The 15,050-nt window shown below is 52.4% G+C and carries 14 protein-coding genes; 9 read left to right on the top strand and 5 right to left on the bottom strand.

What is annotated here, in order from left to right; genetic code table 11:
* Positions 1 to 74: 74 nt before the first annotated feature.
* Entirely contained in the window at positions 75 to 1,106 is a 1,032-nt protein-coding gene (locus Q5741_RS09780; protein WP_305023905.1) for a DUF4367 domain-containing protein, read from the bottom strand.
* Positions 1,067 to 1,654 (bottom strand): RNA polymerase sigma factor, encoded by a 588-nt coding sequence (locus Q5741_RS09775; RefSeq protein ID WP_305023904.1) that lies wholly within the window; start codon positions 1,652 to 1,654, stop codon positions 1,067 to 1,069. Before Q5741_RS09775 ends, Q5741_RS09780 begins: the two co-directional genes overlap by 40 nt.
* A 185-nt stretch (positions 1,655 to 1,839) precedes the next feature.
* Between Q5741_RS09775 and Q5741_RS09770 the strand changes: the two genes are divergently transcribed.
* The 6 genes from Q5741_RS09770 (at position 1,840) to Q5741_RS09745 (ending at position 8,069) form a co-directional block, all read left to right on the top strand.
* A complete protein-coding gene (locus Q5741_RS09770; protein WP_305023903.1) occupies positions 1,840 to 2,949 on the top strand; it encodes a Gfo/Idh/MocA family protein in 1,110 nt (369 codons plus the stop codon).
* 44 nt (positions 2,950 to 2,993) lie between these two features.
* Positions 2,994 to 3,752 carry a sugar phosphate isomerase/epimerase family protein gene (locus Q5741_RS09765; RefSeq protein WP_305023902.1) on the top strand — a complete coding sequence of 253 codons (759 nt, stop codon included), beginning with the start codon at positions 2,994 to 2,996 and terminating at the stop codon, positions 3,750 to 3,752.
* A gap of 43 nt (positions 3,753 to 3,795) precedes the next feature.
* Positions 3,796 to 4,725 (top strand): AraC family transcriptional regulator, encoded by a 930-nt coding sequence (locus Q5741_RS09760; protein ID WP_305023901.1) that lies wholly within the window; start codon positions 3,796 to 3,798, stop codon positions 4,723 to 4,725.
* 19 nt (positions 4,726 to 4,744) lie between these two features.
* The gene (locus tag Q5741_RS09755; protein WP_305023900.1) at positions 4,745 to 5,800 is read left to right on the top strand and encodes an oxidoreductase; all 1,056 of its coding nucleotides are present in this window, start codon (positions 4,745 to 4,747) and stop codon (positions 5,798 to 5,800) included.
* 62 nt (positions 5,801 to 5,862) lie between these two features.
* A complete protein-coding gene (locus Q5741_RS09750) occupies positions 5,863 to 6,687 on the top strand; it encodes a sugar phosphate isomerase/epimerase family protein (RefSeq protein ID WP_305023899.1) in 825 nt (274 codons plus the stop codon).
* A 32-nt stretch (positions 6,688 to 6,719) separates the two neighbouring features.
* Positions 6,720 to 8,069: an MATE family efflux transporter gene (locus Q5741_RS09745; RefSeq protein WP_305023898.1), complete on the top strand. Its 1,350-nt coding sequence runs from the start codon at positions 6,720 to 6,722 to the stop codon at positions 8,067 to 8,069.
* A gap of 153 nt (positions 8,070 to 8,222) precedes the next feature.
* Here Q5741_RS09745 and Q5741_RS09740 read toward each other — a convergent pair whose 3' ends face one another.
* Entirely contained in the window at positions 8,223 to 9,254 is a 1,032-nt protein-coding gene (locus Q5741_RS09740) for a ribonucleotide-diphosphate reductase subunit beta (protein WP_305023897.1), read from the bottom strand.
* Between the two features lie 174 nt (positions 9,255 to 9,428).
* Positions 9,429 to 11,762, bottom strand: coding sequence for a ribonucleoside-diphosphate reductase subunit alpha (locus Q5741_RS09735; protein ID WP_305023896.1), 2,334 nt, complete (start codon positions 11,760 to 11,762; stop codon positions 9,429 to 9,431).
* 634 nt (positions 11,763 to 12,396) lie between these two features.
* Here Q5741_RS09735 and Q5741_RS09730 point away from each other — a divergent pair.
* Positions 12,397 to 12,705, top strand: coding sequence for an MTH1187 family thiamine-binding protein (locus Q5741_RS09730; protein ID WP_305023895.1), 309 nt, complete (start codon positions 12,397 to 12,399; stop codon positions 12,703 to 12,705).
* A gap of 84 nt (positions 12,706 to 12,789) precedes the next feature.
* Here the strand turns inward: Q5741_RS09730 and Q5741_RS09725 are convergent, their stop codons facing one another.
* The gene (locus Q5741_RS09725; RefSeq protein WP_305023894.1) at positions 12,790 to 13,503 is read right to left on the bottom strand and encodes an HAD family hydrolase; all 714 of its coding nucleotides are present in this window, start codon (positions 13,501 to 13,503) and stop codon (positions 12,790 to 12,792) included.
* A 98-nt stretch (positions 13,504 to 13,601) separates the two neighbouring features.
* On the opposite strand from Q5741_RS09725, the gene Q5741_RS09720 reads away from it, so the two are divergent.
* Positions 13,602 to 13,949, top strand: coding sequence for a YidH family protein (locus Q5741_RS09720; RefSeq protein ID WP_305023893.1), 348 nt, complete (start codon positions 13,602 to 13,604; stop codon positions 13,947 to 13,949).
* Positions 13,950 to 14,096: 147 nt separating this feature from the next.
* Positions 14,097 to 15,008 carry a methyl-accepting chemotaxis protein gene (locus tag Q5741_RS09715; RefSeq protein ID WP_305023892.1) on the top strand — a complete coding sequence of 304 codons (912 nt, stop codon included), beginning with the start codon at positions 14,097 to 14,099 and terminating at the stop codon, positions 15,006 to 15,008.
* The last annotated feature ends 42 nt before the right edge of the window (positions 15,009 to 15,050 follow it).

Below are 15,050 nucleotides of genomic sequence, written 5' to 3'. Positions count from 1 at the left end.
TACGAAATGAATTCATGATCACCGTGTGATCCGTTGGCCGGAAGGTTCTAGATTTAGCGAAACTGCCGCTCTTGTCAGGGGGCCGAGAGCATACTGGCTGCCATCTGGACAAGGTCCTGTCTGGTCAGCTGGCTGGAGGGACTGTCATAGATTTCGATCAGCAGCCCACGCTTTTCATCTTTCCAGCCAAGCCGGTTACGGCTGTAAGCGATGGCCGAACCCAATTTGTCTTCGGTTGAGGCGATATAATACGCTTCGGTGCCTCGGATGGACAGCTTTTCTGCTGTATCGTACGGACCCTGGATTACGGTTGTTAGCCCGGAATCAGCCGGTATGGAATGCGCCATAACGACGACATAATCATCTTTCCCTTTTGAGAAGCGCATGGAGGTCGCGTCTGCCTTGCTCCAACTCATTTTTTTTAAGAACAGCTTGTCGTCTGAGGCTGAAGCTTTGGACTGGCCAACAAGCTCTTCCGTTAGCATTCGATATTCGGCATTCTTGGAACGCTGCGGGTACAGATCTTCAGGGTGGACATAGCCATATTCATACCGGTAGCCTGCAGGGAGCTGGGAAGGGTAATTCAGCACAGGCGCTTGAGTTCGCTGAATTTCATCCTGAAGGCTGCTGAAGCTCGGAAACTCTTTTATTTTATATTCAAATTTGACCGGATTAGCCTGATCGGCCTTGGCGATTATATCGTCTTTTACATAATAGGCGGCATAATCACCGGGTTGAAGCTGTGCATTCACCTGCTTGCTGTACATCTGGAACAAGTCTGTATAGCGCTGACCGAACTTGGTGGCTGGCGGAGCTTGATTTGTGTTCAGAATCATCTCTGCCTGACTATTGCGAAATTCAATGAACTGGGAAGCAGCATAACCGGATAAGGACACCCCAAGGACAAGGAAAGAAGCTGCAGCCGGTACGGCAAAGCGAGGCCGCAGGAGCATACGTTTCCGCTCAGGAATGCGCTGCTCAATAGCATGAACCCTGCTCATCACGGCATCAGTCACGTCCAGGGCCTGCACCGTGGCAGACTGTTCGTTCAGTTGACTCATGAATTTCAGGCTTTGGTCCTGCTCAAAGTTTCGTAGCTCAGACATTGTTGTACCTCCTCAATGGTATGGAGCTGCTTCATAAGCTTGGCCCGGGTCCGGCTGTACTTTTTCTTTACCGCCTCCGTGCTTTTGCCCATAATGATACCGATATCCCCGAAAGGCTTCTCCTCAAACACTCTCAGTACAAGAAGATTGCGTTCCTCGATCGTCAGCTTCTGCAGCGCCAGGCTCAGCGGCTCACTGAATAGACTTTTCTCGATGTCATAATCAGGGTTGTGCACAATTGTCTCTTGATCAAATAAAACAAGTTTCAGCTTTCGCTGGAAGTTACGGCGGCGCAGCAGATTAAGACAGTGATGGTAGGCCAGCTTATACAGCCATGAAGCAAAACGGACATCAGGTCTGTACCTGTATATATTCTCGAAGGCCTTGACCAAAATGTCCTGGACCGCATCTTCGGCATCCTGCCTGTTACCCATAAGACGCCAGCAATAGAGGAATATTGGATGCTGGAAACGCTGGACAATAAATGTGTACTGGTCGGTCTCGCCGTTCTGAACACGGGTGATGCAGGCTTCAATCTCTTCATCCATAGATCTTCCTCCTTTCGTTTTGCTGTATTTTCATATCTATATAACAATTGGGAACGGGCAAAAGGGACACTTCATCAAAATATCAAATAAGTCCAGTTTTAGTCATCTATAGTCCATTGAGTTGTGCCCGGCAATCGGTGATAATGGGTTCACGCCCAAATTCAACTCGAAAGAAGGATGAGATCGTGCGCAGAATCAAGGTTGGTGTCATTGGCACCGGAGTGATTAGTCATATCTATCTTAAAAACCTTACCGGCATGCTGGATCACATTATCGAAGTTAAAGCTGTTGCAGATTTGGTGCCGGAGCTCGCCCGTCAGCGGGCAGAGGAGTTTCAGGTACCGAATGTATACACGGTGGAAGAACTGCTGAACGACCCTGAGATTGAAATTGTCTTGAACCTGACCGCACCGGCGGTCCACGCCATGCTGAACAAGAGAGCGCTGGAGTCGGGGAAGCATGTATATACAGAAAAGCCTTTCGCCCTGAACCGCGAGGATGCGGATGAGGTGCTGGCACTGGCAGAATCCAAAGGCCTTCTGGTCGGCTGTGCACCGGACACGTTCCTTGGAGCAGGCATCCAGACCTGCCTCAAGTTAATCGATGACGGCTGGATTGGCACCCCTTATGGTGCAAGCGCTACCATTATCATGGGGAATGCCTCGAACGGCATGCATCCAAATTTCCGCAACTTTCTGAAACTTGGCGGAGATCCCATTATGGATATGGGACCTTATTATCTGACGGCACTGGTAGCCCTGCTAGGGCCGGTTCGCCGGGTAACCGGTTCGGCCCAGCAGCTGCACCGTGAAATTACCATTAATAATCCCAAGTCGCCGGCTTATGGCGAGACCGTACCGATTGAGGCCCCAACCAATGTGACCGCTGTATTGGATTTTGCCAACGGTGCTGTAGGCAGCCTGCAGGCAGCGAAGGAAGCCTTTGGGTATTCTCCGCGCATGGAGATCTATGGAACCGAAGGAATCCTGTATGTGCCGGATCCGAACTTCTTCGGCGGAACGGTATCCATTCAATTCCCGAACGGCCAGACCAAGGAGGTTCCGCATACCCATCCGTACGCTGAGGAGGGACGGGGTATGGGGGTGGCGGACATGGCTTATGCGATCCTGAATCACAGACCCAACCGGGCAAGCGGGCAGCTGGCACGTCATGTACTGGATATCTCGCTGAGTATTTTCGAGGCATCGCAGGCCGGACGTCATATCGAGCTGCAGCCTGCCATTGAGCGTCCAGCTCCGCTGCCGCTGGGACTTAAGCATTATTTGCTGGATTAATCATAGAGCACACTGAAATCAAACATGGAATGGAGCGTGTCACAATGAGAAAATTCCCGGTAGCAGTGCAGCCGTACACCGTTAGGGAGCAGCTGGCTCAAGATTATACAGGTACCCTGGAGAAAATCGCAGAAATTGGTTACCGCGGTATTGAACTGGGCCGTCCGCCGGAAGGCATGACGATCAAGGAACAAAAAGCGCTGCTGGACCGGCTCGGCCTGCAGGTTGTCGGAACCCATACCGGTTTTGACAGTTTTGACTTCGATCCGAATGTCATTGCAGATTATCTGGATAAGGTAGACGGGGGCCGTTTTGCAGCCATATCCCTGCGTTTTGACTCCAAAGAGGACGTCATCGCCAAGGCAGCCAAGCTAAACGAAATCGGCGGGCAGTTCCGCAGCCGGAATGTACAGTTCCTGTACCATAACCATGACTGGGAATTCCAGCAGTTCGAGGGGGAAGCTGTGCTTGATATTCTGCTGCGCGAGACGGATCCCGAGCTTGTGAAGCTGGAGCTGGATACCTATTGGGCCTATAAGGGCGGCGTTGACCCGGTCACGTATCTGGGTAAACTTCAAAACCGCTGTCCCCTGCTGCACATCAAAGATGCAGAGGAAGGGGAGGAGGCCTTCTTTGCCGAGATCGGCGAAGGTATCCTGGACTTCCGGGCCATTTCTCAAGCGGCCGAACAGGTAGGTACCCAATGGCTTGTCGTGGAGCAGGACCAGTCCAGGAGAGACCCGCTGGAGAGTCTGGCCATCAGCTATCGCAATCTGAAAGCGATGGATCTGGTTGAATCATAACTCGTTGAATCACAGATCTGATTGTTAAGAAGGAGGGGGTTCTATGTGCACCATTCATCATACGGTCAAGGGCACAGCATCTGCCCCTGTTCAGCTGCCCTTGATCCATATTGTCGGCGATATCGCCAAAAAGGCGGGGTCCGGTCTCGGTCCCCGCACCATTCCGGATTACGAGCTGTTATATTTTCCTGACGCTTCGAGGAGCATCTACCGGATCGGGGATCAGGCCTATACGCTGGATGAACCGAGCTTTGTCCTTACCCGACCGGGTGAATCACATACCTATGAATATGATATACAGCAGCCGGCACGGCATTTGTTCATTCATTTTGGTCTGCCGGACACGCATCAGGCACTGGAACTGCTGCCGATGCTTCGTCCCGGGGAAGCGAGCGTAATCCCGGTTGACGACCAGCTGCTGGTCGGCATGATGAAACAGATTCTCTATATTTCCTATGCATACCCGACCCGGCTGCAGGAGCGGGGGAGCGCCATGCTGCTGACCCTGCTGACAGAGCTGAACGGACAGCTGTACGACGATCCGGTACGGGCACAGATCAAACGTTTGCCGTCCCAGATCGTAAAAGCCCTGGATTATATTGATGAGCATATAGAAGAACCGATTGCCGTGGAAATGCTGGCGAACCGCAGCGGCTGGTCCCACGAGCATTTTTCCCGCTCCTTTATGCAGTACTTGGGTCGAACACCGCGGGAGACTATCATTCAACGGCGGATCGAGCGGGCTTGCCAGCTGCTGCTCTACGAAGAGTGGAGCATCAAGGAAGTGGCCTACCATGTCGGTTTCGCGGATGAGAACTATTTCAGCCGGCTGTTCAAGACGGTCAAAGGGATGACAGCGACTGAATATCGCCGCAGATACAACAATCCGGTATATCGTAATCTGGTACCTGTGAAGGAGACGGAGACTTTGTATCCGGCGAACCGGATTTTGTTCAACGTCCATGTCCAATAACATACAGAGGAGGATGACTGTGAGAGAACAGATACAAGCAGGCCTTGTAGGTTACGGGTTTGCAGCCCGTACATTTCATGCGCCTGTCATCCGCACTGTGCCGGGACTTGCGCTCCGGAAAGTTGTACAGCGCAGCGGCAGCTCCTGTGAACAGGATGATCCCGGCGTGCAGGCAGTGAAGGACCTGACAGCGCTGCTTGCTGATGAAGAGATCCGTCTGGTGATTGTCACCACACCAAGCACCAATCATTACGAGATTGCCAGGCAGGCACTGCTGGCCGGCAAGCATGTGGTGGTCGAGAAGCCATTCACAGCCACGACAGCAGAGGCGGATGAGCTGATTGAGCTGGCCCGCCGCCAGGAGAAAGTGCTGAGCGTGTTCCATAACCGCCGCTGGGACGGCGACTTCCTTACACTTCAGGAGATTGTAGCGCAGCAGAAAGTAGGCCGTATGACGGAAGCCGAACTGCGCTGGGACCGGTTCAGCCCGCAGGCCAATCCGGAACGCTGGCGGGATGCGGGCGAGGAAGGCTCCGGAACCTTTTACGACCTTGGCGTCCATCTGATCGACCAGGCGCTTACCCTGTTTGGACTGCCGCTGACAGTTCAGGCTGAACTGCGGACAGAACGGGAGCATACGCGGGCTTTTGATTATTTTGACGTATCGCTGGGATATGAGGATAACTTCAAAGTAAGCCTGAAGTCCTCACTGGTTGCCCTGGAACCGGCTTCCCGGTATCGCCTTTACGGCGCAGAGGGAGCCTTTGTTAAATACGGGGAAGACCCTCAGGAGAACCAGCTGCGCAGCGGCCTGCTGCCGGGGCAGCCGGGCTGGGGCGAAGAGCCGGAAGAGCAGTGGGGCATCCTGCATACGCGCAGCGGCGGGCTGGATCTGAGGAGCAGGGTGCGGACCCTGCCGGGGTCCTACGCGTCGTTCTATCAGAACGTCTACGATGCTATCACAGGAGCAGCGGAACTGGCCGTGCAGCCGGAGCAGGCAAGAATGGCGATCCGGGTCATTGAGCTGGGCCTGCTGAGCCATCGTGAGCAGAGACGAGTAGCATTCACACCCTGACGGCAGCGGGCTGAATACACTGCCGGGGTTCAAGAAAAGTAACAGGAAAAGAAGGCGATACGATGTTTCCTTTTAAACCAGCTTTAAATACATCTACACTGATTCCATTCGGCCTTGGCGTCAAGGAACAGATCCATACTGCAGCCAAGGCCGGATATGAGGGCATTGAGCTGTGGGTGAAGGACATTGAAAGTTATGTGTCAGAAGGCGGCAGTCTATCCGGATTGAAGCAGTATATTACGGATACCGGAATCGAAGTTGTGAACGCGATTGCCTTCTGGGCATGGGCAGACCGTGATCCCGAGGCACGCCGGCAGGGGCTGGAACAGGCGAAACAAGAGCTGGAGATGCTGGCGGCGATCGGGTGTCAGGCGGCGGCCGCTCCGCCGTATGGGGAGGTGGAGGGCGTTCCGCTGGATGAGATGGCAGAGGCCTACGCCGTGCTGGCCGCAGCGGCGCGCAGCCATGGAGTCGAGCCGTATCTGGAGTTCTGGGGACGGGCGAAGCAGCTCTACCATATCATGGATGCCTTGTATGTGGCGAAGGCCAGCGGAGTGGAAGAGCCGAAGATTTTGCTGGACCCGTTCCACATGTATACCGGAGGCAGTGAAATATCTTCCCTGGCACGGATTGCGGGTGAGCGGATCGGTATTGTACATGTGAACGATTATCCGTCATTTCCGCCACAGACGTATATTCGTGATTCCGACCGGGTCTTTCCCGGGGACGGGCTGCTGCCTTCATATGCTTTTGCCAGCCAGCTGCACCAGTCCGGCTATGAGGGGTATCTGTCCCTGGAGCTGTTCCGCAGCGAATACGGCGATCGAAGCGCGCTTGAGACAGCCTCATACGGATTGGCTAAAATGCGAAAGGCCTACAGCTTATAATGGACCGGAAACCCTTGCCAGCTGCGTCATCCTTGGGGACCCGGTCCCTTTTTGCCATCACCTGGCCCATCTTCATTGAATCAGCGCTGCAGATGCTGCTGCGAACCTCGGATACCTTCATGCTCAGTAAAGTTTCGGACGGAGCGGTTGCCGCGGTTGGTGTAGCGAATCAGATTATCTCCTTCGGGGTGCTGCTGTTTAACTTTGTCGCCTTGGGCTCAGCAGTGGTCATCTCCCAGTATCTCGGCGCGCGCCGGCAGCAGGAAATAGGTCAGCTGGCAGGCTCTTCGCTCGGGCTGAACTTCCTGTTCGGGGTCTTTGTCAGCGTATTAGTGATGGCATTCAGCGGCCCGCTGCTGGGGATCTTCGACCTGGAGAGCAGCCTTATGCAGCAGGCACAGGGATATCTGATGATTGCCGGCGGAGCATTGGTCATTCAGGCGCTCCTGTCTGTGGTGACGGCGATGATTCAATCCCACGGATATACCAGGCAGACGATGCTGGTATCCCTGGGGATGAACGTATTGAACATTGCCGGAAACTATCTGGTTATTTATGGTCCGGGCGACTTCCCGAAGCTTGGCGTCATGGGCGTAGCCATCTCGACAGCTTTGGCCCAGACGATCGGCCTGCTCATTAATCTGATTCTGCTGCGGCGTACGGCCGGCGTCCACCTTCGCTGGAGCAGCATGTTCCGATGGCGGCGTGATCATGTGGGGAAAGTGCTGCGGGTAGGTCTGCCCTCCTCCGCAGTATCGCTGTCTTATTCAGCGAATCAGTTCGTTACGACAGCGTTGATCTCGGCACTGGGTGCATCCATGCTTGCAACCAAAATTTACACCCAGAACATTATGTTCTTCGTGATGATTCTGGCAGTATCGCTGGGGCGGGGCGGACAGATTATCGTAGGTCATATGATCGGCGCCGGCCAGCAGGAGACAGCCTATAGGCAGGTGCAGGGTAACCTGATCCGCAGCCAGTTTATTACCATCATGGCTGTTGTAGTGATGGTCCTGTTCCGTGTGCCGCTGATGCGTCTCTTCACCGGGGATGCCGGCATCGTGACACTTGGTGCATCTCTGCTGCTGTTAAGCTTTATTCTGGAGCCTGGCCGCAACTTTAACATTATTCTGGAACGTTCCCTGCAGGCGGCTGGAGATGCCCGGTATCCGATGGTGATCTCGATTGTGGTAACCTGGGTATTCAGCGTACCTTTGACCTACCTGCTGGGGATCTACCTTGGTTATGGATTGTACGGGGTATGGGCTGCCTTTATCGCAGATGAGTGGCTGCGGGGGATTCTCCTCTGGTTCCGCTGGAAGGGCAAGGCATGGCAGCGTAAGTCATTGGTGACAGGCAGGGAGCAGGAGACCGTCGTATAAACCCGGATACGGGATGAAATCGTTGTGGACATATACAAAAGCGGCAGCTCCTACGTATAGGAGCTGCCGCTTTTTTGTGTGCAGGATATGAAGCTGCTATCTGCCTCATACTTATATATAATAACCGATTTTTGTTGCGGTCGGGCCGAAGGCTTACAGATCGTCGAATCCGTTGTCATCGCCTACTTTGCCGTAGTTACGGGACTTTGCTTCGAAGAAGTCGGTCTTGGTAGCGTTCAGGGCTTCATCAGAGAACGGCTTGATCCAAGGCATGCAGTTCACGTCCACACCTTCGTAAGCTTTCTCCATGCCCATCAGGCGCAGGCGCTTGTTAGCTGTGTATTTGATATAATCGGACAGCTCGTTCAGATCAATGCCGCGAACTTCCTTCAGCGTATAATGGGCCCAGTTGGTCTCCAGCTCAACGGCACGGTCGATCGTGCGGTATACATAATCCATGTTCTCCGGTGTGTTCAGCTCAGGGAAGTCAACCAGCAGCTGCTTGAACACTTCAGCGAAGAAGTAGCAATGCTGATTCTCGTCACGCTGAATGTAGGAGATCATCTGGCTCGTACCCATCATTTTCTGGTCACGCGCAAGATTGTAGAAGAAGGCAAATGTACTGTAAAAGAAAATACCCTCCAGAATCAAGTCAGCGACCATAGCCTTGAAGAAGGTCTGCGGGCTTGGGTCATCACGGAATTCCTGATAGATATCAGAGATGAACGTATTGCGTTCCAGCAGCACCGGATCATGCTTCCAGTACTCGAAAATCTCCTTCTGCTCCTGATCGGATACCAGGGAAGACAGTACATAGGAATAGGATTGATTATGAACGACTTCCTGCTGGCCGATGATGGCGGAGACAGCTTCCAGAGAGGAGTCGGTAAAATAACGCTTCACATCGCCCACGAACATCGTCTGCATCGAGTCCAGCACTGCCAGCAGGCCGATGTTGATTTTGAACGTACGCTGTTCTTCGGGATCCAGCATCGGAAACTGCTGCGCATCTTTAGACATCGGGATTTCATCCGCGATCCAGTGGTTGAGCAGCAGCACTTTGTACAGCTTGTACATGTGCGGCATGCGGATGTCATTCCAGTTCAGAATGCCGGAGCATTCGCCTTCGATGATGCGTGTCGAACGGTTAGGGGCTTCCGTGTTGAAGATTTTTTGCAATTGCATGACAGGCACTCCTTTAAGTATGTTGGAAATACTATATTTAAAATTCTAGGGAATGGTGTGAACAAAAGGGAAGCTCGCCCCTTCCGACCCGATGAGCGGGGAAAGGAACGAGCATCTAACAGGGTATGCCTTGATTGTATAAAGTAAGCAGCTCATTCCCTGAATATCAGGGCTTTAGCTCGCGCAGGATTCGCATTCTTCAATCGTCAGGGCACGGCTGCGCACATAATAGGTTGATTTCATACCGGATCTCCAGGCATGCAGATGCAGCCCCAGGAACTCGGTTGCCTTAATATCTGGACGAACATACAAGTTAAAGCTTTGACCTTGGTCAATATGACGCTGGCGGGCAGCTGCCATGTTGATGGAAGCGTTCTGGTCAATCAGGAACGCTGTCTTGTAATACCAGATCGTATTTTCATTCAGATCCGGTGCCGGATTTGCAATCTTGTAGGTCGTCTTCTCCTCATAGGACAGCAGCTCGTATAGTGGATCGATACTTGCCGTGGAACCTGCGATGATGGAAGTGGAACCGTTAGGCGCGATGGCGAACAGCCACGCGTTGCGGACACCGTTGTTCTTCACTTCCTCAGCCAGCTTCTGCCACTCTGCAGTGGTTACGAATTGGCCTTCACGAGTGCCGTCCGTATAGTGACGGGAAGTAAAGTATTCGCCGGACTGCCAGTCCGAACCCTCGAACTTGGCGTAACGGCCTTTCTCCTTGGCCAGCTCCATACTGGATTTAACAGCCAGGTAGTTGATCTTCTCGTACAGGTTGTCGTTAAACGTAACAGCTTCATCGGATTCCCAGCGGATCCCCTCCAGAGCGAGCAGGTGATGTAATCCGAATGTACCTAGGCCGACTGCACGGTATTGGCTGTTCGTATATTGAGCCTGCAGAACTTCGATATTGTTGATGTCGATGACATTGTCCAGCATACGAACCTGGATAGGAACCAGACGATCCAGCACACCGGCAGGTACTGCGCGGGCCAGGTGGATCGAGTTCAGGTTGCAGACAACGAAATCACCAGGAATTTTGGAGATCACGATGCGGGTCTGTCCGTCTTTGGTCACAAGCTCTTCCTTCTCCACTACAGTTGGAGACTGGTTCTGCATGATCTCGGTGCACAGATTGGACGAGTAGACCATGCCGTGTGCACGGTTCGGGTTCGCCCGGTTGACTGTGTCACGGTAGAACATATAAGGTGTGCCTGTTTCAAGCTGGGATTTCATAATCCGCTTCATAATATCGATCGCCGGAACCGTGATACGGGAGAGCAGCGGATGGTTCACGGCTTCCTCATATTTCTCGCGGAAGGCACCTTGACCAAACTGCTCGTCGTAGAAATCTTCCAGACCGAGCGGACGACCATTACCGTCGGTCCAGCCCATCACTTTCTTCACTTCATGCGGACAGAAGAGGTTCCATTCTCCGCGCTCCTCTACACGTTCCATGAACAGATCCGGCAGGCAGACCCCGTGGAATACGTCATGGGCTCTCATACGCTCGTCGCCGTTGTTCAGCTTCAGGTCGAGAAAAGCGAGGATGTCTTTGTGGAACACGTCCAGATAGACGGCGATTGCGCCCTTGCGAGTACCGAGCTGGTCCACGCTGACAGCTGTATTGTTCAGCTGGCGGATCCAAGGGATGACGCCGGAGCTGGTATTCTTGTGACCACGGATGTCAGAGCCTCTGGCCCGTACTTTGCCGAGGTAGACGCCGATGCCGCCGCCCATTTTGCTCAGACGGGCTACGTCCGTATTGGAATCGAAAATACCTTCGAGGGAATCGTCTACCGTATCGATGAAGCAGCTGGAGAGCTGTCCGGCTACTTTTTTTCCCGCATTAGACATGGTTGGTGTAGCTGCAGTCATGTACATGTTACTCATTGCCCAGTACGCTTCCTTAACAAGCTCCATCCGTTTCTCGGCAGGTTCCTGGTGCATCAGGTACATGGCAATCACCATATAGCGCTCCTGCGGCAGCTCCATGACGCGTCCGTCGAAGTCGTTCGCCAGATAACGCTCTGCCAGTGTCAGCAGACCGATATAATCGAACAGCAGATCGTTCTCAGGCTGGAGGGCTTCGCCAAGCTCGTCAATTTGCTCTTTGGTGTAGTGGGTCAGCAGCTCTTCACGGTAGATCCCTTTCTTCACCAGTTCTGTGATCAGCGGATAGAATGCGCCGTAAGGCTCATCCGGGTATGATTTATAACGGCGATTGTTGGCCGCTTTTTTATATAGCGAGGTCAGCAGGGAGCGCGCAGCGGCGAATTTCCAATCTGGCTCTTCCTTGGTGACAAGCTCCAGCGCGGTCATAGAGAAAGCGCTGCTGATCTCTTCAGCAGTTACCTCTTCACGGCGAAGTTTCGTTGTTACGCCCCGAACAAGGCGCTCCTTATCCAGTTTGTCCAATCCCTTCAGGATCCGGTCGGCGTAGACGGAGATACGCATATCGTCAAAAGCCAGCTGTCGGTTATTGGGCTTCACTACTAGTTGGGGCATGAATAATTCCTCACTTTCAAAGATAGGATGATCTGTGTGACTGAATGACAGAAGCTGTCGGATATTTGTACAAAAAAGCACTGTAATTACTGACCGCCAGAGGGGGGCCAGTGCAGAAGAAATGCTGTCTCAGCAGGGGGCAGGCAGTGCCTGAAGCCATGAGAAAAAAGCATTCTCCGGTAGGTACAGGCTGCGAAAAATGCTGCGGATTCGTCTTGATGTCCGTATGAGGATAATATGCATCTTCACTACATTTTGTTGCTGTTAGATAAAAATAACCCAATATATTGTGTTTGTAAACCTTGAAATCAAAAACAGTGACTTGGCGATTATAGCAAAAAAGAGGACAACCCGCAAAGCAAAAGGACTGGAAGCGCCTCAAAAATTTGAGAAATAAATTTGTTGACAGCAGCCCCTTTCAATGCCTATGAAAATGGTTCAGAAACTGCGGTTCATGATATGAACGTCAGGTCGGGCAGAAGCTTAATTGAGGTTGCGGAACCCGTCGAAAAGGGGTATAGATATACAACAGGAAGCAGCAATACATCGACATGATGATCCATTAGATAAAAAGAGTTCAAAAAGAATTCAAAATTGTAAAACATTCATATTTTCATGGAAGGGAAGAGGAAGAATGGCTATTGCAGAGGTTACTGTTATTCCAATTGGAACGGGCTCAACCAGTCTGAGTGCTTATGTTGCTGATATGCAGCGGGTGCTGGATACCCAGGTTGGTATCACGTACGAGCTCACCTCCATGAGCACCATTATTGAGGGGGCACTGAACGATGTGTTCACAGCCATTGCCGCCCTGCATGAGGCGCCGTTCCTGTCGGGAGCGCTGCGCGTGTCGACGTCGGTCAACATTGATGACCGCCGTGATAAGGAATCATCCAGCCAGCAGAAGCTGCAGTCGGTGCGGAGCCGGCTTTCGGGGGTCTAGAGCGGAGGATAACATGATACAAGGCACTTTACCCGGCTGCCCGCAGCCGTGCGATGTGCCTTGTTCCTTTTATTTAGAAGGAGTTCAGAGAAGAAGGGCTTTCCATGCCGGATCAGTGAAGTCGCGGATGATGTGCACCGCCCCTTCCTGCCGCAGGCGACCGGCCTGATCACCTGACGCGATTCCCAGAAATTCATATCGGAGACCCTGCGCGGTGCGCAAGTCCCAGAGACCGTCCCCAACCGAGACGACTCGGGAAAAGGAATCCGGGGATTTGCCGTTATGCTCTGCGGCCAGCTTCATAGCATACCGGATAATTTCTTCACGGGTATATCCTTCACTGGCTGTGGCAAGGACAGATAAATAACGGCTTTTGCCGAAGGCACCGAGCTTATGTATGGCAGCTGAGCGCATGGAGCCGGTAGCGAAGCAGAACGGCACGCGGTGACGCTCAAGTTCCTCCAGACATTCGCGGGCACCCGGAACGACTTCTGCCTGATTAGTGCCAATGACGTTCCGGTAAGCCTCATCAAAAGCCTGCTCAAACTGTATAAGCTCAGAAGGACTGTTGTCCGTTCCGTAACGCAGTTGATAATTTTCCTTGAATATCCAGGAATCGCTGAAATGTTTATAGCTGCCCCAATCTGTATTAATATTCGTGAATCCATATGCCTGAAGCGCTCTATAGAACGCCTCCTGGTGCACGTTGACCGAGGAGGTCAGTGTACCATCAATATCGAATACAATCCATTTTGCTGAAGCCGGGTCTGTCATGTTCTTCACTTCTTCCTGATCCAAGTTTTGAATTAGAGGTTACAGCATGAACAGGGCCTTCTAATCGCCCTCCATTATACAATAGAAGCCTGCGGGCTTCCTTTCAAAGGAATGATGCAGTGATGAATGATAACCCTGAATCCAAGTACATACAGCAGCATCTGGCTAATGAACGGACTTTTCTGGCCTGGGTCAGAACCTGTATCGCCATCATAGGCCTGGGTTTTCTCGCAGCCGGACTGCTTTTGCGCACCCATCTGGAGCATTGGATCGGCTCTATCGTCGGGATCGGGGCGGTTCTTCTCGGCGGAATTACACTAGGGATGGCAACATACGGGTACTTTAAAAAAAGAAAAGCCATTAATGAAGATAATTTTCACTCCCCGGTGCTGATCGTTCTCCTTGCCTTCTTTACATTGGGTTTAATCTCGCTATTGCTTGCGGTCCTGGTTATGATTATGGTAATTTAACCGATTATCAGCTTGTCCATGACAACATTGGGGGCAAAATAATTTGGGGCATTACAAAAAGAACGGCCGCTTCCGATAATCAAGGTAAGGCTTCAAAAGTGCGTAAAAGCGCTGAACTATTTTAGACTGTGGGAGTCGAGGGGATCAATGATGAATCAGCAGGCAGTGGCCGTTACAGATGATCTGGTCGTCAGAGCATTAGAGAAAAATTTGGCGATTATCCGTTTTGATGTTGAGCGCAGGGTGGCATATGTGAACGAAGTATTTGCACGAACGATGGGGTACACAACCGGGGACATGCAGGGCATGCATCACAAAAATTTCTGCTTCGATTCGTTCGCCAGTTCGCCAGCATACGATCATTTCTGGCAGGCGCTGCTCTCCGGGAAGAGCTTCCAGGACAAGATTGAACGCAAAAACGCCCGCGGTGAGCAGGTGTGGCTGGAAGCAACCTATATGCCGGTATACGATGAGTCGGGAGCCGAAGTGATCGGTGTGTCTAAAATTGCTACAGATATTACGGAGCGCCAGAACAGTTTGACTGCCGTCGTGGAAGAGCTGGAGGTTACCTCCGAGCGCTTGAACGAGCGGGCGGAAGAAGGCATTGGACGCAGCCGGGAGCTGTTGGACAGTGTGGACCGAATTGCAGAGGTTTCGGACGGGAATACCCGGACTCTGCTGAGCCTGCAGGAACAAGCCAAATCGATTCAGGGGATTGTGCAGACGATCCGGGATATTGCCTCACAGACGAATCTGCTGGCACTGAATGCAGCCATTGAGGCGGCCCATGCAGGTCCGTACGGAAGAGGCTTTGACGTCGTGGCTACAGAGGTTCGCAAGCTGTCCAATGAGGTAGCTGAGTCGATCACCAAGGTACAGTCAAGTATCAACGGAATTACGAAGGAAATTTTAGAGATATCATCCGGCGTCAGCCGGGTCCAGACTTCCATCACGGAGAGTCAGCAGCAAATCCGGGTGACGTTGGAGGACTTCAACAGCATCGTAGCTTCGGCACAAAAACTGGAGGATCAGGCCCGCAGTGTAGCAAGTCATATTTAACCATTCCTATTTCAAAAACTTTAAAGTTAACTTGTCCTAAAT

It is taken from the genome of Paenibacillus lacisoli, from assembly GCF_030580655.1.
In the GTDB taxonomy this organism is placed as follows: Bacteria; Bacillota; Bacilli; order Paenibacillales; family Paenibacillaceae; genus Paenibacillus; species Paenibacillus lacisoli.
Note: the sequence above shows the minus strand (reverse complement) of the source record. Positions and strands in the feature narration are given on the sequence as shown.

Excerpts from the sequence above, each read along its gene's own strand:
- Q5741_RS09780 (WP_305023905.1), bottom strand. The coding sequence starts at position 1,106 with ATGTCTGAGCTACGAAACTTTGAGCAGGACCAAAGCCTGAAATTCATG.
- Q5741_RS09775 (WP_305023904.1), bottom strand. The coding sequence starts at position 1,654 with ATGGATGAAGAGATTGAAGCCTGCATCACCCGTGTTCAGAACGGCGAG.
- Q5741_RS09765 (WP_305023902.1), top strand. The coding sequence starts at position 2,994 with ATGAGAAAATTCCCGGTAGCAGTGCAGCCGTACACCGTTAGGGAGCAG.
- Q5741_RS09760 (WP_305023901.1), top strand. The coding sequence starts at position 3,796 with ATGTGCACCATTCATCATACGGTCAAGGGCACAGCATCTGCCCCTGTT.
- Q5741_RS09750 (WP_305023899.1), top strand. The coding sequence starts at position 5,863 with ATGTTTCCTTTTAAACCAGCTTTAAATACATCTACACTGATTCCATTC.
- Q5741_RS09740 (WP_305023897.1), bottom strand. The coding sequence starts at position 9,254 with ATGCAATTGCAAAAAATCTTCAACACGGAAGCCCCTAACCGTTCGACA.
- Q5741_RS09735 (WP_305023896.1), bottom strand. The coding sequence starts at position 11,762 with ATGCCCCAACTAGTAGTGAAGCCCAATAACCGACAGCTGGCTTTTGAC.
- Q5741_RS09730 (WP_305023895.1), top strand. The coding sequence starts at position 12,397 with ATGGCTATTGCAGAGGTTACTGTTATTCCAATTGGAACGGGCTCAACC.
- Q5741_RS09720 (WP_305023893.1), top strand. The coding sequence starts at position 13,602 with ATGAATGATAACCCTGAATCCAAGTACATACAGCAGCATCTGGCTAAT.
- Q5741_RS09715 (WP_305023892.1), top strand. The coding sequence starts at position 14,097 with ATGATGAATCAGCAGGCAGTGGCCGTTACAGATGATCTGGTCGTCAGA.